At 35.6% G+C, this 18,547-nt stretch carries 17 protein-coding genes and 1 pseudogene; 14 read left to right on the top strand and 4 right to left on the bottom strand.

The features are described from left to right. The first annotated feature begins 122 nt into the window (after window positions 1-122). The 8 genes from WAX78_RS21070 to fsa all read left to right on the top strand — a co-directional run bounded on the left by WAX78_RS21070 (window position 123) and on the right by fsa (window position 7,551). Entirely contained in the window at window positions 123-1,550 is a 1,428-nt protein-coding gene (locus tag WAX78_RS21070) for an amino acid permease (RefSeq protein WP_336483988.1), read from the top strand. Then, a complete protein-coding gene (locus WAX78_RS21065; RefSeq protein ID WP_336483986.1) occupies window positions 1,525-1,902 on the top strand; it encodes an OsmC family protein in 378 nt (125 codons plus the stop codon). Before WAX78_RS21070 ends, WAX78_RS21065 begins: the two co-directional genes overlap by 26 nt. A 221-nt stretch (window positions 1,903-2,123) precedes the next feature. Continuing rightward, window positions 2,124-2,582: a MarR family winged helix-turn-helix transcriptional regulator gene (locus WAX78_RS21060; protein ID WP_336483984.1), complete on the top strand. Its 459-nt coding sequence runs from the start codon at window positions 2,124-2,126 to the stop codon at window positions 2,580-2,582. 19 nt (window positions 2,583-2,601) lie between these two features. Then, entirely contained in the window at window positions 2,602-4,221 is a 1,620-nt protein-coding gene (locus WAX78_RS21055; RefSeq protein ID WP_336483983.1) for an MDR family MFS transporter, read from the top strand. Between the two features lie 148 nt (window positions 4,222-4,369). After that, window positions 4,370-5,341: a LacI family DNA-binding transcriptional regulator gene (locus tag WAX78_RS21050; protein ID WP_336483982.1), complete on the top strand. Its 972-nt coding sequence runs from the start codon at window positions 4,370-4,372 to the stop codon at window positions 5,339-5,341. 13 nt (window positions 5,342-5,354) lie between these two features. Continuing rightward, the gene (rbsK, locus tag WAX78_RS21045) at window positions 5,355-6,254 is read left to right on the top strand and encodes a ribokinase (RefSeq protein WP_336483981.1); all 900 of its coding nucleotides are present in this window, start codon (window positions 5,355-5,357) and stop codon (window positions 6,252-6,254) included. A 268-nt stretch (window positions 6,255-6,522) separates the two neighbouring features. Further along, the gene (locus WAX78_RS25255) at window positions 6,523-6,687 is read left to right on the top strand and encodes a hypothetical protein (RefSeq protein ID WP_413789218.1); all 165 of its coding nucleotides are present in this window, start codon (window positions 6,523-6,525) and stop codon (window positions 6,685-6,687) included. A gap of 216 nt (window positions 6,688-6,903) precedes the next feature. Beyond that, window positions 6,904-7,551, top strand: a complete 648-nt coding sequence (gene fsa, locus WAX78_RS21035; RefSeq protein WP_098309064.1) for a fructose-6-phosphate aldolase — start codon at window positions 6,904-6,906, stop codon at window positions 7,549-7,551. A gap of 253 nt (window positions 7,552-7,804) precedes the next feature. Here the strand turns inward: fsa and WAX78_RS21030 are convergent, their stop codons facing one another. Further along, window positions 7,805-8,959, bottom strand: a complete 1,155-nt coding sequence (locus WAX78_RS21030) for an MFS transporter (RefSeq protein ID WP_336483980.1) — start codon at window positions 8,957-8,959, stop codon at window positions 7,805-7,807. A gap of 439 nt (window positions 8,960-9,398) precedes the next feature. Between WAX78_RS21030 and WAX78_RS21025 the strand changes: the two genes are divergently transcribed. Then, complete coding sequence (locus WAX78_RS21025) at window positions 9,399-10,247, top strand: phospholipase C (RefSeq protein ID WP_336483979.1); 849 nt, start codon at window positions 9,399-9,401, stop codon at window positions 10,245-10,247. A gap of 218 nt (window positions 10,248-10,465) precedes the next feature. Further along, a complete protein-coding gene (locus tag WAX78_RS21020) occupies window positions 10,466-10,666 on the top strand; it encodes a hypothetical protein (protein ID WP_336483978.1) in 201 nt (66 codons plus the stop codon). 58 nt (window positions 10,667-10,724) lie between these two features. On the opposite strand, the pseudogene WAX78_RS25250 reads toward WAX78_RS21020, so the two are convergent. Next, window positions 10,725-11,246 (bottom strand): annotated as a pseudogene (locus WAX78_RS25250) (methyl-accepting chemotaxis protein); the annotation flags it as partial. A 965-nt stretch (window positions 11,247-12,211) separates the two neighbouring features. Between WAX78_RS25250 and WAX78_RS21010 the strand changes: the two are divergent. The 4 genes from WAX78_RS21010 (at window position 12,212) to WAX78_RS20995 (ending at window position 14,980) form a co-directional block, all read left to right on the top strand. Then, window positions 12,212-13,411, top strand: coding sequence for a 3D domain-containing protein (locus tag WAX78_RS21010; protein ID WP_336483976.1), 1,200 nt, complete (start codon window positions 12,212-12,214; stop codon window positions 13,409-13,411). Between the two features lie 110 nt (window positions 13,412-13,521). After that, the gene (locus tag WAX78_RS21005; protein WP_336483975.1) at window positions 13,522-13,740 is read left to right on the top strand and encodes a helix-turn-helix transcriptional regulator; all 219 of its coding nucleotides are present in this window, start codon (window positions 13,522-13,524) and stop codon (window positions 13,738-13,740) included. Beyond that, the gene (locus tag WAX78_RS21000) at window positions 13,733-14,206 is read left to right on the top strand and encodes a DUF2178 domain-containing protein (RefSeq protein ID WP_336483973.1); all 474 of its coding nucleotides are present in this window, start codon (window positions 13,733-13,735) and stop codon (window positions 14,204-14,206) included. The genes WAX78_RS21005 and WAX78_RS21000 overlap by 8 nt, the downstream gene beginning before the upstream one ends. Window positions 14,207-14,344: 138 nt before the next feature. Next, window positions 14,345-14,980, top strand: a complete 636-nt coding sequence (locus WAX78_RS20995; RefSeq protein ID WP_336483972.1) for a class A sortase — start codon at window positions 14,345-14,347, stop codon at window positions 14,978-14,980. Window positions 14,981-15,154: 174 nt separating this feature from the next. Here the strand turns inward: WAX78_RS20995 and WAX78_RS20990 are convergent, their stop codons facing one another. After that, window positions 15,155-16,540, bottom strand: a complete 1,386-nt coding sequence (locus WAX78_RS20990) for a peptide MFS transporter (protein ID WP_336483971.1) — start codon at window positions 16,538-16,540, stop codon at window positions 15,155-15,157. A 368-nt stretch (window positions 16,541-16,908) separates the two neighbouring features. Continuing rightward, a complete protein-coding gene (locus WAX78_RS20985; RefSeq protein ID WP_336483970.1) occupies window positions 16,909-18,465 on the bottom strand; it encodes a DNA-binding protein in 1,557 nt (518 codons plus the stop codon). Window positions 18,466-18,547: the final 82 nt, after the last annotated feature.

The following is an 18,547-nucleotide window of genomic DNA, read 5'->3' as shown; positions in this document are numbered from 1 at the left end:
TTTATGCAAGAGTTATTTTTTTAGAAAAGTTTTAATTTTATATAGAAATTGTAAACGCTTTATTGTATATTTTATATTATCAGAAATTTTAAAATACAGAGAGTGTTTAGGGGAGGAAGAAGATGAGTCAAACAACGAATGAGCAATTACACCGTACAATGAAAAGTAGACACTTATTTATGATTGCACTCGGGGGAGTAATCGGGACAGGTTTCTTTCTCGGATCAGGATATACAATTCATGAAGCAGGGCCAGGAGGAGCGATTCTTTCTTATTTAGTCGGCGGTTTTATTATGTATTTAACCATGCTTTGTCTTGGTGAACTAACAGTTGCCATGCCTGTTTCTGGATCGTTTCAAAAGTACGCGACGAAATTTATCGGACCTGGAACAGGATTTATGATTGGCTGGCTGTATTGGTTAGGCTGGGCTGTAACTGTTGGTTTAGAGTTGACGTCAATTGGTTTAATGATGAAGAGATGGTTTCCGGATGTAAATGTTTGGGTATGGTGCCTTGTGTTCGGTAGTCTTTTATTCATTTCAAATGCAGTATCAGCAAAAAGCTATGCAGAATTAGAATTTTGGTTTTCAAGTATTAAAGTAGTTACCATTATTGCATTTATTCTTCTTGGGGGAAGTGCACTGCTTGGATTTTTACCATACGATGGAAAAGAAGCAGCACCGCTTTTTTCTAACTTTGTACAAGATGGTGGGTTATTTCCACACGGAATCGGAGCTGTATTACTGACAATGATTACTGTAAACTTCTCTTTCCAAGGAACAGAGTTAATTGGAATTGCAGCAGGTGAAAGTAAGGAACCAGAAAAAACGATTCCACGTGCAATTCGTAATACAGTATGGCGTATTATGTTATTCTTCATTTTAACAATAACGATTTTAGTAGGATTGATTAATTGGAAAGAAGCAGGAGTTATTGAAAGCCCGTTTGTTGTTGTATTTGATAAAATCGGTATTCCATATGCAGCGGATATTATGAACTTTGTTATTATTACTGCTCTATTATCTGTAGCAAACTCTGGGTTATATGCAGCAACACGTATTTTATGGTCGCTAGCAAATGAAGGTATGGCACCGACTTCCTTTAAGAAGTTGAATAAAAGAGGTATACCTGTTAAGGCATTAGTTATAACGGTAGCTGTTGCAGCACTATCATTATTAACAAGTGTATTCGCAGAGAGTACAGTATACATGTATTTACTATCTATTGCAGGTTTATCAGCAGTAGCAAGTTGGATTGTTATCGCATTTTCACAAATTCGATTTAGACAACAACATTTAAAGAATGGTGGTAAGCTGGAAGATTTAAAATATAAGACACCATTATATCCAATTGTTCCAATTGCCGCGCTTATTTTAAATAGCATTGTTGTTATTAGTTTAGCTTTTATCCCAGAACAGCGCATGGCATTATATTGCGGCATCCCATTTATCATTTTTTGCTACGTATATTATTATATAAGTAAAAAGCGAAAGCAAAAGGCGCAAGTAGAGATGGGGAATGCATATGAAACTAACAGTCAAGCACAATGAAATAACAACTGATCTTCCGTATGGTGAATTGCAAATCGGAAAAGAAAATGGGTATACGCCATTAAATCTTCTTATTGCTTCGATTGCAGGATGCAGTGCAATTGTGCTTCGAACGATTTTAGAAAAAAAACGTATTACGTATAATGAGTTTACAATTGCAACTGAAATTGTAAGAAGTGAAGTTTTGCCAAAACCAGTGGAGAGCATCCATTTGCACTATAAAGTAAAGGCGGAAGGAATCACGCAAGAGCAGTTAGAAAAGGCGTTAGAGCTTGCAGTGAAGAATTGTACGATTGTTCAATCTGTGAAGGACAGCATCGAAATTATTGAAACAATTGAATTGATTTTATAAAAAAGCAAAGACTACCATTGCTATGTTTTGTATACATAGTAATGGTAGTTTTTTTTGTGGAGAAATCATCCTATATTTTAAATTAACATGCTCTTCGCTATTGTTTTCATCAAAAAAAATTATGAAAATTTTCAAGAGATAAATTTATTGACATTATTAGTTATAAGTTTTAATATTTAAAAGCGTTAAATATTTTATTGTTTAAATAAGAGGTGGAAAATATGCAAAAGGATATAGCTCATATTGATAAAATTCAAGCTCTTGTATTTTCTATTACAAAGAAAATGAAAACGGAGTTATTAGGGCAATTGCAATCATCTGGACTAACACCACCGCAATTTTATATCTTAAAAATTTTAAGTCATTACGGCACATCCAGAGCGACAGAATTAGCGAAAATAATGTATGTGAAACCAAGTGCAATTACAGTGATGATCGATCGTTTAATCGATCAAGAATTGGTTTTACGCTATCATGATAAAAATGATCGCCGCGTTGTCGTAATTGAGTTAACGGCGAAGGGGAAAGATGTAGTAGAAGAGGCAATGACTGCTCGGAATCAACATATTGCAAAGTATTTTTCACAATTAGAAGTACAAGAGAGAGAAGACTTACTTCGGTTGTTTGAAAAACTAGAAGCAATTATTTGCCAAACATCGGAGAAGAAAGAGACAAAATAAAGAGAATCGAGGAGATTATATGGAACAACAAGCAAATCAAAATAGAACATTGTTGTTAATTGGTTTAGTTATCGCAATGTTATTTGCTGCATTAGATGGAACAATCGTCGGTACAGCAATGCCGCGCATTGTCGGTGAACTTGGCGGATTAAGTTTAATGACATGGCTAACAACAGCATATTTGTTAACATCAACAACGGTTGTACCGATTGCTGGTAAATTAGCAGATTTGTTAGGTCGCCGTAATGTATATATGACAGGATTAATCATCTTCATGGTTGGTTCTGCACTTTGTGGTATGGCAAATGGCATGACAGAATTAATTATTTTCCGTGGTATTCAAGGGCTAGGCGGCGGTATTATGATGCCGATGGCTATGATTATAATTGGGGATATGTTTACAGGGAAAGAACGTGCGAAATGGCAAGGGATTTTTGGAGCACTTTATGGTCTTGCTTCTGTCATTGGTCCACAAATTGGTGGTTGGATTGTTGATTCAATGAGCTGGAGATGGGTGTTCTACATTAACTTACCAGTTGGGATTTTAGCGACAATCTTTATTGCAATGGGCTTAAAAGGTAAGAAACAAACTGGTCCAATTCAAATTGACGTCGCGGGTATTTTCACTATGATTCTCGGTGTTGTCAGCTTATTATTAGCATTAACATTTGGCGGAAAAGACTACGCTTGGGGTTCTTGGCAAATCATTGGATTATTTGCGCTTGCAGTTATTGGTCTTGTAAGCTTTGTTATTATTGAAACAAAAGCAAAAGAACCGATTTTACCTGTCCATTTCTTTAAAAATCGTACATTTACACTATTAAATGCAATTGGTTTCTTTATGAGTGTTGGAATGTTTGGAGCAATTACGTTTGTACCATTCTTTATGCAAGGAATTGTCGGTGTAAGTGCTGCTGAATCAGGAACGATTATGACGCCAATGATGATCACGATGATTGTTACAAGTATTATTGGTGGGCAGCTTGTGTTAAAAGTTGGAGTAAAGCCGCAAATTATTACTGGTATGCTGATTATGGCCGGTGGATTCGGGCTTTTAACGACAATGGATATGCATACAAGTAAGCTTGTAGCAACGTCGTATATGGCTGTTATTGGTTTAGGAATGGGTCTTGTAATGCCAACTTTAACATTAGCGTTACAAGAAAGCTTCCCGAAAAAAGATCTTGGGGTTGTAACTTCATCAAGTCAATTCTTCCGTCAAATCGGCGGTACATTTGGAATTACGATTTTAGGTTCCATTATGAATAACACATCTGGTACAGTATTAACAGAGAAGTTAGTACCTGTACTGAATACATTCCCGCCACAAGCAGGAGAAATGGTGACGAAGTTTAAAGATATGATTCATACAAATCCACAAGGGCTGTATTCAATGTTATTTAGTCCAGAAGCAATGAAACAAATGCCAGAAGCAATCACAAATAGCATTGTACCTGTCTTGAAGACATCATTATTAGATTCTCTTCAACATGTATTTATGACTGGATTAGTGTTTATTATAGTTGGTGCCGTATTTACACTTTTCTTGAAGAAAATTAAACTTTCTGATCGTAAAAAGGGAACAGAAGAACAAAAAAATGAAACAGAAGAGAAAGATGCAAGTGTATCTTATTCATAATAAGGAAGAGCATCGCCTATAATGGCGATGCTCTTTGTATTTTTACATAGATTTAATCGCGTCTTTTTACTTATAAACAATTGACGGATTTTACTGAATAAGTTATATTATTTGTGTAAACGGTTACATAGGATGGAGATGGAAAAGAATGAGTACGATAAAGGACGTCGCCAAATTAGCAGAGGTATCCGTTGCTACTGTTTCTAGAGTATTAAATCAGAATGGCTATGTGCATGAAGATACGCTCAAAAAAGTAAAGCGAGCAATTGAGTTATTAGATTATAGACCAAGTACGGTGGCACGTTCTCTATATAGTAAGAGTTCGCGTCTAATTGGATTAGTTGTCCCAAACATCGTAAATCCATTCTTTCCAGAGATAGCTCGGGCAGTAGAAGACGTAGCTCATAAACAAGGTTATACGGTTGTGCTATGTAATTCCGATGAAAGTTTAGAAAAAGAAAAACAATACATTGATGTGCTTATACAAAATAATGTCGATGGCTTTATTGTCGCAACAAGTCCGCAAAATAGTAGTAATTACATGAATTTACAAGTGCCGGTTATAGCAATTGACCGCATGTTTCATGAATGTATTCCAACAGTATATGCCGATAACTATGCTGGAAGTAAACAAGCGACAGAGCTTCTAGTAGCAAAAGGATGTCAAGCGATTGCGCATATTCGTGGACCGCGAAATCTCAGTACTGCAAATGAGCGTTTTCAAGGATTTATCGATGCTGTCACAAAGCAAAATGTTTCTTACGTTATTGCAGAAAGTGAATTTCATCCTACAAAAAGCGAATATGTTGTCTCAGAATTACTTGAGAAACATCCACATATTGATGGTATTGTAGCAGGAAATGATTTGATTGCATTAGGTGCAGTAAAAGCTGCATTGCAAAAGGGAATATCTATTCCAGATGAATTACAAATTATCGGATTTGATGGAATTTCTTTAGCTGAAATGATGTATCCAGCTATCACAACAGTTGCACAGCCCATTTATGAGATGGGTAAAATTGCAACGCAGTTATTAATTGAGAAAATAGAAGGGCGTCAATTAAAGGAAGAGCATCATCGTTTAGCAATTACAATTATAGAGCGAAATACAACGAAGTAAGGGGAGAAAACAATTGGCGAATATTGCGGTAATCGGTAGTATTTCCGTGGATTTAGTTGCCATTTCAAAAAAACGCCCCAAAGCGGGTGAAACAGTAATTGGGGAAGCATTTCATACTGTTCCAGGTGGAAAGGGTGCAAACCAAGCTGTAGCTGCAGCACGTTTAGGCGCAAATGTTGCGATGGTTGGAGCGATTGGAAATGATAATTACGGAAAGTTTGTTCGAAAAAATTTAGAGAATGAACGTATTTTTATTGATTGTGTGGAAACGATTACAAATGAAACAACAGGAATTGCCCATATTGTATTAGCTGAAGAAGATAATAGTATCATTATTGTACAAGGTGCAAATCGTCTTGTAAGTGAGCAACTTGTAAATCATGCAAAAGATCTTCTTACGAAAGCGGATATGGTTGTTTTGCAGTTAGAAATCCCACTCGAAACAGTAAAGTATGTACTAAAAATTTGTGAAGAACATCAAATTCCAGTAATTTTAAATCCAGCTCCAGCACAAGTACTGCCAAAGGAAGTGCTGCAAAAGGCAACGTACATTACGCCAAATGAACATGAATGCCGAATTGTTTTAGATGATTTCACGTCACCAATCGAATCATTACTTGCAAAATATCCCAATAAACTGTTAATGACAGAAGGTAAAAACGGTGTTCGATTCCATAATGGAACAGAGATTGTTCATGTACCAAGTATTTCTGTAGAAGTTGTCGATACGACAGGAGCTGGAGATACATTTAATGGTGCATTAGCAGTTGCGATTGCAGAAGGAGAAGAATTGCAAAAAGCAATTCATTTTGCAAACATTGCAGCAGGGCTTTCTGTAACAAAATTAGGAGCTCAAGGTGGAATGCCATCACGAGATAAAGTACGAGAAGTGCGGATGATTATTGGATGGTGAAGTTTTAATTAGCGTATATTGAACTGTCAAATACATTTAAAATTATGACTTTTAGCGTAATTTTAACTTTGAGGTATTGACTTATCAGTAGGTTCTATTTTAGCATTATTACGTACACTTATTGCTGGTATGAATTCATTCTTTGCAATAGGAGTGGATTTGCTTGCTGTTCGTATAATGAGAATTATAAACGGTGTCATCCTTGAGAAAGGGAAAATAGCAACTTTTATCAACAATGATGTTTTTTAGGGGCTTTACACTTGTTTATATGGACAGACGTCTGATCACTGGTCTTAGTTATTGCTTTGATATTTCTGTATGTGATATAACAAAGATAACTGCTGTTGCTATACAGTACTTGATTTTAAAGAAAAATCAACGTATTGGTTGGCATGAAGAAGCAGAGGTGATAGCAGATACTGGCGTTAAATGAATAGTAGTTGATGTACAAAATGATGCAGAGAAAATGTCATTCAAAAAAGCGTATATGTAACCGGTATCATCTTAACAGATTCCAAAGCAGTTGCGTCAGCGGTAAGTGTGGAAAAAGAAAAAAGCGAAGAAAAAAAGTAAAAAAATTATTTTGGTTGAATTAGGCCTTATTAAGCAAAAATAAACATATACTCGAATTCAGAAAGGAAGAAAAAACATGAAATTTTTTATTGATACAGCAAACATTGATGAAATTAAAGAGGCAAATGCTCTTGGCGTATTAGCAGGTGTAACAACGAACCCATCTCTTGTTGCAAAAGAAGGCGTAGATTTTCATGAACGCATTCGTGAAATTTGCAGTGTTGTAGAAGGTCCTGTAAGTGCAGAAGTTATTAGCTTAGAAGCAGACAAAATGATTGAAGAAGGAAAAGAATTAGCAAAGATTGCACCTAACGTTGTTGTAAAAGTACCGATGACAACAGAAGGTTTAAAAGCAGTAAAAGCATTTTCTGATTTAGGCATTCGTACAAACGTAACATTAGTATTTTCAGCTGTACAAGCATTAATGGCTGCACGTTCTGGTGCAACATATGTATCACCATTTTTAGGTCGCCTAGATGATATTGGCCACAATGGTATGGATCTAATTCGTCAAATTGCAGACATTTTTGCAATTCATGACATTAAAACAGAAATTATTGCAGCATCTGTTCGCCACTCTGTACACGTAACAGACGCAGCATTAAATGGTGCGCACATTGCAACAATTCCAGCAAATGTTATTGCTTCATTAGTGAAACATCCATTAACAGATCAAGGAATTGAAAAGTTTTTAGCAGATTGGGAAAAAACACAAGGAAAATAATTTTTTATGAAGCGGTTCAACTTTCGAGTTGAATCGTTTTTTTATCCTGCTATTTGCGGACAGTAAGACCCCTACTTTAAGAGGCAGAGAAAAGCAAAGAAGATAGGTGGGGGTAGTTTGAGTTTCTAACGGATTTTGTAGGAGAAATGAATATTTCCTAGGGAATTGTCGAAATGTGAATGGGATTTGCACAGTTTTTCTACAAATGGATTGTATCGATATGCTTTTTAAAATAAAAAAACAATGATGGGGTCTATCCCATCATTGTTTTTTTGAATCTTCCTCTTATATAAATCGTCGAAGCGAATGTAAGCAAGAAAGCTGTTCCAATTACAAAACTTACGCTTGGTGATGCGCCAATTGCTCCAACTGTAAATGATCCGCCAACGACACCGAGTGAGAAGAACGCATAGAATAATCCGAATGCCTTTCCGCGATTATCCTCTGTTGTATTTTCAACAAGTAAGGCATTAATAGAAGGAAAGAGAATTGCAAATCCAATTCCGTAAATGATCATAATAATAAAGAGCATGCCTTTTGTTGTAAATATACCAAGTAATGATAATGCAAATGCCATAACTGTAATACCAATGACCATCATTTTTTGACGGTTAAAGTAATCGTATATACGGTTTGTTGGCAGTAAGAAGAAAAGAATTGCGGTGATTCCAAAGACACTAAGCATCATTCCTGTTAAGGATGTTTTAAGTCCTAAAGCTTCTATTTTCATAGGTAACATATAGGTGACAATTCCTTGTGAGAACATTAACGTAAAGGCACCGATGTATGCTTGTAATAACGGTTCAGATTTTAATAATCCAAGCATATCTTCTTTGTTCATCATTTGCGTCCGTGATGTATTTGTTTTTGTTATATGATTTGGCAAAAAGAAGAGTGAGACAATTGTACCGAGTATCATTAAGATAGAAATTGTAATAAAGACCCAATGTATGCCCGCGGTTGCTTTCATAATCCCACTGAAAGCAGGACCGACGATAGCTGCTGTTCCGACAGCTGCACCAGATAAAGCCATTGCTTTCCCTTGTTTTGTTGTTTTTGTTTGTTTTGATAAGAAAGTAAAGGCAGCTGGTATTAAGAAGCCGTCACTAAATCCGTGTAGAAAACGAACGATAATAAGTTGTTCGCCGTTTTGGACAACCGTATACAATAAGACTATGAGACTCGTAATTGCCATACTAATAGAAAGAACTTTTTTGGCTCCATATTTATCAACAGACGCACCTGCAATAATATTGCCGATCATATTGGCAAATGAGTACATTCCAACGACAAGGCCAATAATTAGAGGTGTTCCTCCCAGGCTTTGCGCGTATGTACTCATAATTGGTAATTGTGAAAATGTATCTAAAAATGCAATGATAACAATAAAATAAATAAAGTATTTCAACTTTTTTCACCTCTCCTTTGCTATTATGGCATAATGCTATTTTTCTCTGCAATGAAATTAATTTGTTATGTTTGGAAATTTGTATACTTTGTTAAAGGTTAGTGAAATGTAGAGTGTTTTATAGTTCTTTATCCCGCTACCTTAGGGCAGTAAGAGCCCGATTGGTGAAAGTTTTCCAAACGAAAATTAAGGAAAATAATAACGAATTAGTTTTTTATAATATTTACATTCCTTTACCAATTATCTTGTATAAGATTAATATTTCTTCATTATAGTTAGACTGAATTATGACAGTCTAACTATGTATTGATTTATCCAATTATGAATATTTGCATATTTTATTTTAATGATAGAAAAGATAGGATATCCTTATAATAGATTTACTAAATAACATCAGAGGTTCTACTTCATATATAAATATAAAATGGGAGGATTTTGTATGAAAAGGAAAGTATTAGCACTAGCAGCTATGGTTGCATTAGCTGCACCAGTTCAAAGTGTAGCATTTGCGCAAACAAATAATAGTGAAAGGCCTGCACCGATTTTAAGATGGTCAGCTGAGGATAAGCATAATGAGGGGGTTAGCACTCATTTATGGATTGTAAATCGTGCAATGGAAATCATGTCTCGTAATACAACGATTGTGAAATCGAATGAAACTGCTTTATTAAATGAGTGGCGTACTGACTTAGAAAATGGTATTTATTCTGCTGATTACGAGAATCCTTATTATGATAATAGTACATATGCTTCTCACTTTTATGATCCGGATACTGGAAAATCATATATTCCTCTTGCAAAACAGGCAAAAGAAACAGGTGCAAAATACTTTAAACTTGCTGGAGAGGCATATCAAAATAAAGATATGAAACAGGCATTCTTCTATCTAGGGTTATCTCTTCATTATTTAGGAGATGTAAATCAGCCGATGCATGCAGCAAACTTTACGAATCTTTCTTATCCAATGGGCTTCCATTCTAAATACGAAAATTTTGTTGATACAATAAAAAATAACTATATAGTTTCAGATAGTAATGGATATTGGAATTGGAAAGGGGCAAACCCAGAAGATTGGATTCAAGGAGCAGCGGTAGCAGCTAAACAAGATTACCCTGGCATTGTGAACGATACGACAAAAGATTGGTTTGTAAAAGCAGCTGTATCTCAAGAATATGCAGATAAATGGCGAGCGGAAGTGACACCGGCGACAGGAAAGCGTTTAATCGAAGCACAGCGCGTTACAGCTGGTTATATTCATTTGTGGTTTGATACGTATGTAAATCGCTAATGACTTATAGAAAGACCCAATACTTACTCTTTAAGTATTGGGTCTTTTTTTATATGAACTTAGAAACAGTTCTAGCTACAGGGAGATGCCTTATAATTGTTTAATTAATAATTAGTAAAATAAATAATTTTGAATTCAACTTTAAATAGCCTATAATTTAAATATAGTGTTAGATTAATTTTGGCGATGGATTCTGGGTGAGGGAGAGATGACAAACTATGAAATATGAGCTGTTTTTGGTAAATGGGGGTCATATAACAACGTTTGATAGCATGTGGCAGTTTAAGGAAGGGGAACAAATTTTTTTTCACGAAGAAAAAGAAAAACGTAATTTTATTATTATCCGTCTAACACATGATGTATTTCATAAAAATGAACATGTCATTCGTTTATATTGCCAAGAAAAGAAAGTATATTAATTATGAAGAGCACTGAAGCTATATTGCTTCAGTGCTCTTTTTAATAGGTTCTATATTATTAGTTTTTCGTTACAGCTATTTCTCCTAGACTTGTAGATAATTTTGTATCAATTTTTTGAGTATCATTTATATGCTTTATCATCATGTCATTTAATTTTTGGAACATTTGCTGTGTTTTTGTAAATTCACGTAATATGTCTTCGTTGCAATGCTTTTGTTGTTCAATTGATTCAATAACACTTGTAGCACCTGTTTGTAATGTTTGTACCATCGTTAATATTTTTTCGATTTTTGCATTTGTATCTGCACTTACTTCAACACCTTCATCGACGAGATGAAGATTATCTTTTGTATTTTCATATGCCTTTTCAATTTCTTCTTGAATTTTCTTTGTTAGATCTCCGATGTTTTTTGTACTTTCTGCAGTGCTTTCTGCAAGCTTTCGAACTTCATTGGCAACGACTGCAAACCCTTTTCCATGTTCGCCAGCACGAGCAGCTTCAATACTCGCATTTAAAGCAAGGAGATTTGTTTGTGCAGCAATATTTTGAATTACCTCTACGATTTGTTCAATTTCTTTTGAGCGCTCGCTTAAATGATTCATACTATTAGAGGTACGTTGTGATTGCTCACCTAATTTGTTAATAACAGTCAGTAATCCGTGAACAGAATCCTTTCCTTCATTTGAGCATGTTACGATTTCCTCAATAGCTTGAATAAGGCCTTGTTCTTTTTGCAGCATATCACTATTGATTGTGTTGGAATGATTTGTACGCGTTGTAACGTTGTTAAAGCAATCACTTAATTGTTGAATTAAATTTTGTAATGTATGATGTTGTCGATTGATTTCTTCATGTTCACTTACAACTGTTAATACATTTTCATGTAATGAAGTGATAACATTTTGATGTTCTTTCTCTTTTTGATGTAATTGTTGTTCTAACTCTTGTACTTGATTCTGTAATTGAGTAATTTCATTTTCTAGTGATTTTGTTTTTGTAAACATAATATTCTCCCCAAGCTTCTATGATTTTCTATTTCTTTTGTTACTAGATAGTAAGATTTTGCTTATAGAAGTTTCATTTTATCTTGCTACTTGTAGGCAGTAAGACTCCCACCTCAAGATTATGAGAAAAACGTTGTCCAGCTCTAGCGGCTAGAATCTCCGGTCGTTTCGCCCCCTCGGACGAGGCAAAAAGCGCCTTTCTGCCTTGAGCTCCAACGTCCTGCGATTCTGGGCGAGCCGCTTCCGCTTTTCTACAGAAGATAGGTGAGAGATAGCAACGGCCCGTAAGAGCCCGATTGGTGAGGGCTTCCATCATTAGGGATGACGAACAAACCCGCTGATGAAAGTTTCACTTTATATTGAAATTGTAGCATTATTTTTAAATATATACATATAAAATTTTAAAAATATTAAATGTATTTATTACAATTTTTTCAGTATTCGTTATTTTTCGTCATGAAAAATAAACTGTATTTAATGAGTTTGTAAACAAACTGTAAAACAAATCATGTATAACTGTAGAAGAAGGGAGTCGGATTATGAACTATTTTAAGCGTATCAGTAGCGTTGTATTAGCTGGATTCATTTGTTTTTCTAGTACAGTTGCTGTAAAAGCTGAGTCAAACGACGATAAACTAAACAACATGCAGCAGCAATTGCAGCAAAATAACAATACTATTCAGCAAAAAGAGCAAGAACAACAAGCTGTAGTGAAAGAAATTGAAGGTATTCAAAAAGAATTAAAAGATTTAAATGATACAATTTCTAAAAATAAAGCAGAGCAAGATCAAATTCAACATAAAATTGATGAAACAAATAAACAAATTGAACAAAAAAAGACAGAGATTATTGCTTTAGAAGATAAAGTACTTATGCGTAAAGATATTATGAAAAAGCGTATGGTCTCTGTTCAAAATAGTTCAAATGTGAGTTTAGTAGTAGAGGTAATTGTAGACTCAAAAAATATTGCAGATCTCTTAGAACGTATGAGTGCAGTTTCTACAATTATGGACGCAGATAAAGAGATTCTTCGTTTACAAGAACAAGATCTTCGTCAAATCGAAGCTGATAAAAAAGTAATTGATGAAAAAGAAAAATCTTTAGTGGTAGATAAACAAAAATTAGCAAAGGCACAGAATGAATTACAAGAGAATTTAAAGAAACGCCAAGAAAACTTGCAGGCTGTGCAAACAAAATATAATGAAATTTCAAGTCAACTGACGCTTGCTGCGCAAGAAAAAGCACAACTTGAGGCCAATATGAAGAACGTACAAGATGCAATTGCTCGTGAGCAAGCAGCAGCAAAAGCAGCAGCAGAAGCACGTGAAAAGGAAGCTGCAGCTGAGAAAGCATCCGCAGCGGATGAAGCAAAGGCGAGAGGAACGGCATCAGGAACAGGATCTACATCAAATGGTTCTCCTGTTCAAGGTGGACGTGAGATGTATGTAGAGGCAACAGCTTATACTGCTGATCCTTCAGAAAACGGAAAACAACCAGGAGAGCATGTATACTCCAAAATGGGACATGACTTAACTGGAAACCCAGGTATGAAATTAATTGCTGTTGATCCATCTGTTATTCCATTAGGATCTCGCGTATATGTCGAGGGATATGGTACAGCAATTGCTGGAGACACTGGCTCAGCAATTAAAGGGCATAAAATTGATGTATTCATGCCAGATAAAGCATCTTCTAACGCTTGGGGCAGAAAACAAGTTCGTGTTGTAATTTTAGATTAAAATAAAAGCCTACTTTGTCAAAAGCAAAGTAGGTTTTTTTAACATTAGATGTTAAGTTGAGTTTACATTTTGTAAAACTTAGCATACAATAATGGTAAGGGGTGGTAAAATTGTCCATTTGCAATCGAGTAAAAGAGTTACGGGCCCGCTTTAATTTCACACAAAGCATATTGGCTGAAAAAGTAGGGGTAACGAGGCAAACTATTGCTGCTATTGAAAAAGGAGATTATGTGCCATCATTATTATTAGCGCTCATGATTTGTGATGTGTTTGGGTTACAGATGGAAGAAGTATTTGTATTACAAAAGGAGGAAGAGAAAAATGAATAGAATTGGTCTTTCTTATGTAATAAATATATTTATTCTTGTTATAACGGGTTGGGCATTTGTTGAGTATTTTCATATCATTATGGATCTTGCAAACATCATACGTACTGAAGAGCAAACTTGGACTGTTACGATGAATATAACGCCAATTACATTGATGTTGATTGTAGCGGTAGGGGTATTTATTGGTTACAAGGTACAAAAAAAGAAATATAAGAAATTATCATTTTGGACATTTCCGTTATTATTTCCAAGTGAAGATGAGAGAGAAGAAATATTGACTGCGAAAGCGTGCCGTACTACATTGCTTTCATTATGGTTTATTATACCTTTCGCAGCTGTCTCGTTAACTGTTTATCCACTATTCAATCGAAACATTCCAGAATATCCGCTATATGTATTATTTGTCATTCTATTAATTCAAATAACAGTATTTCACATTTCTTTATATCGTAATAAGGTTGTGTAAAAGATGTGCCAAATCGCACATCTTTTTTTGCATTGAGAAGTGCCCTTTCCTATATCTTACGTATGTTGCTTGTATATCTAGCATTCTTATTTTATCATTTTATATAAGAGGAACTTTGTGAAGGAAAGGAATTGGGGTATGAATAAAAAAAGGATTTATAGTATATTAGCACTTCTATTATTTGTCGTAGGTGGTATTTTAATTGCAAAACCTTTTTATGACGGCTATAAAGCTGGAAAAATGCAAGGAGAAAATCTGCAGAATATTAAGAAGATGAAGTACGAAAAGCAAGAAACAAAATTTGTTGATGCTTCTAAAATAAAACAACCGGGTTTAGCGGATGTGGCAAATGCTTCATTAGATAAGAAGCAAGTTATCGGGCGCATGGCTATTCCAACCATTGGATTAGAGTTGCCAATTCTAAATTCTTCGACAGAGAAAAATTTATTATCAGGTGCAGCAACGGTAAAAGAGAAACAAGAGATGGGAAAAGGGAATTACGCATTAGCAGGACATAATATGTCAAAAAAAGGTGTATTATTTAGCGATATTTCGAAATTAAAAAAGAACGATAAAGTATATTTATATGATAACGAAAATGAATACGAGTATGAGGTACAACGCGTGATAGAAGTAACGCCGGATAAATGGGAAGTTGTTGAAGATCACGGAAAAGATGAAGTGACGCTTATTACGTGTGCATCTGTGCTTGATAATTCAAAGCGGTATGTAGTGTCTGGAGACTTAATGCATGTGAAGAGAGTAAATAGTTAAAAAAAGATGAGGGGTTGTACCCTCATCTTTTTTATCCCGCATTAACGGACAGTACCCCCCACCTCAAGATTGAGAGAAGCGAAGAAGCTAGGTGGGGGGACTGCCCGTAAAAGCCCGATTGGTTCAACTAACCATCAGTGGGGGATGAAGAACCCCACTGATGGAAGTTTCACTTTATTCCATCATTTTCACTAACTTTTTTGAAATTAACAGTAAGATACATCCTAAGAAAATAGCGGCAGCTCCAATAACAGCAAATATTTCTGAATAACCTAATGAAGTTGTGAGATTTGCTAACTGTCCACCTAAAATATTAGCGACACCTGTACTTGCGAACCAAACACCCATTAATAAAGATGCGAGTTTGACAGGAGCGAGTGCACTTACCATTGATAGTCCAACTGGAGATAAGAACAATTCACCTAACGTATGGAATAAGTAAGTAAAGACAATAAAGAGCAGATTTGCTTTTTCTGTAATGTCTTGTTCATTACTTCCTGTTTTTAATGTAGCGACAAGAAGAACCATATAACCAATTCCAAGTAAAATCATACCGAGACCCATTTTTGTTGGAATTTTAAGATCACCGCGTTTTGTAGAAGCGAGCTTTGTCCAAAGTGCTGAAACAATTGGTGCTAATAAAATAATAAATAGTGGGTTTACAGACTGAAACCAAGATGTTGGAATTTCCCAACCGAATACAGTACGATCTACAAAGCTATTTGTATATAAAGTTAAAGAACTACCAGCTTGTTCAAATCCAGCCCAGAAGAAAACAACGAAACACGTTATAATGATAATAACCGCTGTATTCTGTTTTTCTTTTTTTGTTAATGGTGTATTTCCAGCTGTTTTGTTGCCTGTTCCTGTTTGTAAAGCTGCTGTTGGTTTTTTACCAATGTCACCAAGAAAACGATTGGATAATGTTGTGAATAAAATTTGCCCCACAATCATCCCGATGGAAGCAGCTAAAAATCCATATCGGAACCCATAATGAATAACACCATCTGCAGCCGTTTTAAATAAATCTTCTGATAAATATCCGCAAACGAGTGGAGCAAGGAATGAACCTACATTAATTCCCATATAGAAAATCGTAAAGGCACCATCACGGCGCGGATCATTTTCTGTATATAACTCTCCGACAAGAGTAGAGATATTCGGTTTAAAGAAACCGTTCCCGATAATAATAAGCGCTAATCCAAGATATAGCCCTAAGTGACTTTGCAGCGCAAATAACGTAAGGTTACCAAGTGCAATTGTTATGCCACCGAGTGTAATAGCTAATCGTTTGCCAAGATAACGATCTGTTAAGAATCCACCAATCATTGGAGTGAAATAACAAGCTCCTGTATAAAAACCGTAAATCGTAAGTGCCCAGCTTTTACTAAACCCAAGACCACCGTTTATTAAGGCTGTTGTTAAATATAATGTTAGTAACCCTCGTAATCCGTAATAACTAAATCTTTCCCACATTTCTGTGAAGAAGAGTAAGTATAAACCTGGAGGATGTTTCTTTTTTTGCTGTTGTTTCTCATCAAGGTGTATGGCAGCTTCCATATATAATTCCTCCTGACAAAAAAATAAAGTTAATAGTTTTATATATTTAATAGTTTATCTTGTTAACTATTAAAAGTCAATAAAGGTAGAATTTTTGTAAAAAATTAGAAATGGAAGCTCATTTCAAGATTTAGATAAAGCGAAGAAGAGAGGTGGGGAATAGTTGCTGCCATGTGCACGATTGGTGGGAGTTTTCCATCAGTGGGGAATGAAGAATTCCCCAACTGATGAAAGTTTCACTTTATCCCGTTATTTTTAGGCAGTAAGAACCCCACCTCAAGATTCAGAAGGGGGATAACTGCTAGCATGCGCCCGATTTGGTTCAACTAACCGTCAGTGTGGGATAAAGAACCCCGCTGACAGAAGTTTCACTTTATTGTAGGTGCTCCAATTACAACAGTTTCACTTACTTTTGCAGTTGTATTTTGACGAAGGCGTAAAGTAGCTTGACCTACTGTATTAGGTGCAATTTGTACATTGAATATCTTTTCAGCAAAACCTTGGTTATTAGTAGTAAGAGAAAAGGAATTGCTATAACCATAGGAAGAAGGCCAAGTACCATTTTCATTTTGAATTTTTGCTACTTGCATACCACCACTTGTATAAATACCTAAAGAATAATTATTATAGGTAGTGTTTGGTAATAAATGATTCACTTGTACTTTAACCTGAAATATCCCGCTGTTTGGAAGGATACTAGGATGGATAAAGCTATAGTCACTCGTTGAGATACTTCCATTATAGCCGTATGAACCCGGTTTAAATGTACTTGTATTAAACCATTGGTATCCTGCATTAGGAGCGCTCCAAGGTTCTGGCTGCGGCTCAGTTGATGCACTTGGTTGCTCAAATGCTTGTAATGGCGTTGGCTCGTCTAGTTGTAATCCAGCTACTTGATCTAAACTTGTATATGTTTCTTGTGAAGAAAGCCAGTTTACAACATTGGTTAATAAAGTAGCATCGCTCTCTTCTTTATACCCGTCATATGTTTTTTTGGATAGACCAGTATCTTCACGAACATATTTTGGCGTTGCATCTTCAACTGGTGAAGAGTCGCCGATAAAAGCAGCTTTTCCTAATCCAACCTTTGCAATAGCAACATAAGGGCCTTCAGCGATGCCGCCGCCATTATACACACCACTATCAACCGCATTACTCCACTTTGGTAAACCTTCTGGTAAGTAGACGATTCCTTTTGCTAATTTAGGGTTTGTAATTGCAAGTGTTGATCCAGCATGCATCGCAACGGATGAAACACCTGTAGTAATCCCAAATGATTGATCTGGCGTTTCCATTTTATTTGTAGAAACATCACCGATTGCGTTATAGCGGAAGCGTATACCAAAGTTATTAGAAAGCCAGTCTGAGCTTTCTACACCTTGCATAGCTTGTGAAGATGCTTCTTCTATAGACATCCCTTTTGCCGGATTATCCCAGGCTCCACGGCGATATCCGTTGAAAACTTCTGAGGAATCCCAGCGATTTTTATTACGGTCAGCATTATAATGATCGGCAATAAAAAAGATACTGCCACCATTTTTTACATATTGCAGCATGGCATCTTGTTCGGACCTTTTATAGGGAATGTTTGCTTCAGGAATAATAAACACATTGTAATTTTTTAAATCATCATATGTAATAGGTGATGATTTACGAAGTTCTTTTACAAAAAAACCTTTGTTTGCAATACCGTTTCCAAAATCAGAAAATCCTCCATCAATAACCCAATCGGCTGTTCCTGCCGTTTGACCATGCGTATTATCAAATAATACTTTTTTTCCAGCATTTTCATTAACGATTTTTGCAGAAATCTCCGGAGCTGGATCCATAGCACTTTCAGCAAAAGTTGTTGCACTAAATAGGTTGGCCATACTTAAAGTAATTCCTGTTGCTAATGCGAATCTCATCCATTTGTTTTTCTTCATAATAATCCTCCTAGAGATAATAAAATGAGTTGCTTTGATTAGTAGGAACCAACTGATAGAAGTTTCCCTTTATTACTCTAGC

Source organism: Bacillus yunxiaonensis (assembly GCF_037104695.1).
In the GTDB taxonomy this organism is placed as follows: Bacteria; Bacillota; Bacilli; order Bacillales; family Bacillaceae_G; genus Bacillus_A; species Bacillus_A yunxiaonensis.
This window is presented reverse-complemented; position numbering and strand designations above follow the sequence as displayed.

Bases quoted from the DNA above. Each gene is read 5' to 3' on its own strand.
- WAX78_RS21010 (WP_336483976.1), top strand. From the start codon at position 12,212: ATGAACTATTTTAAGCGTATCAGTAGCGTTGTATTAGCTGGATTCATT.
- WAX78_RS21065 (WP_336483986.1), top strand. From the start codon at position 1,525: ATGAAACTAACAGTCAAGCACAATGAAATAACAACTGATCTTCCGTAT.
- WAX78_RS21070 (WP_336483988.1), top strand. From the start codon at position 123: ATGAGTCAAACAACGAATGAGCAATTACACCGTACAATGAAAAGTAGA.
- WAX78_RS20995 (WP_336483972.1), top strand. From the start codon at position 14,345: ATGAATAAAAAAAGGATTTATAGTATATTAGCACTTCTATTATTTGTC.
- WAX78_RS20990 (WP_336483971.1), bottom strand. From the start codon at position 16,540: ATGGAAGCTGCCATACACCTTGATGAGAAACAACAGCAAAAAAAGAAA.
- WAX78_RS21025 (WP_336483979.1), top strand. From the start codon at position 9,399: ATGAAAAGGAAAGTATTAGCACTAGCAGCTATGGTTGCATTAGCTGCA.
- WAX78_RS21020 (WP_336483978.1), top strand. From the start codon at position 10,466: ATGAAATATGAGCTGTTTTTGGTAAATGGGGGTCATATAACAACGTTT.
- WAX78_RS21000 (WP_336483973.1), top strand. From the start codon at position 13,733: ATGAATAGAATTGGTCTTTCTTATGTAATAAATATATTTATTCTTGTT.
- WAX78_RS21055 (WP_336483983.1), top strand. From the start codon at position 2,602: ATGGAACAACAAGCAAATCAAAATAGAACATTGTTGTTAATTGGTTTA.
- WAX78_RS21060 (WP_336483984.1), top strand. From the start codon at position 2,124: ATGCAAAAGGATATAGCTCATATTGATAAAATTCAAGCTCTTGTATTT.
- fsa (WP_098309064.1), top strand. From the start codon at position 6,904: ATGAAATTTTTTATTGATACAGCAAACATTGATGAAATTAAAGAGGCA.
- WAX78_RS25255 (WP_413789218.1), top strand. From the start codon at position 6,523: ATGGACAGACGTCTGATCACTGGTCTTAGTTATTGCTTTGATATTTCT.
- WAX78_RS21050 (WP_336483982.1), top strand. From the start codon at position 4,370: ATGAGTACGATAAAGGACGTCGCCAAATTAGCAGAGGTATCCGTTGCT.
- WAX78_RS20985 (WP_336483970.1), bottom strand. From the start codon at position 18,465: ATGAAGAAAAACAAATGGATGAGATTCGCATTAGCAACAGGAATTACT.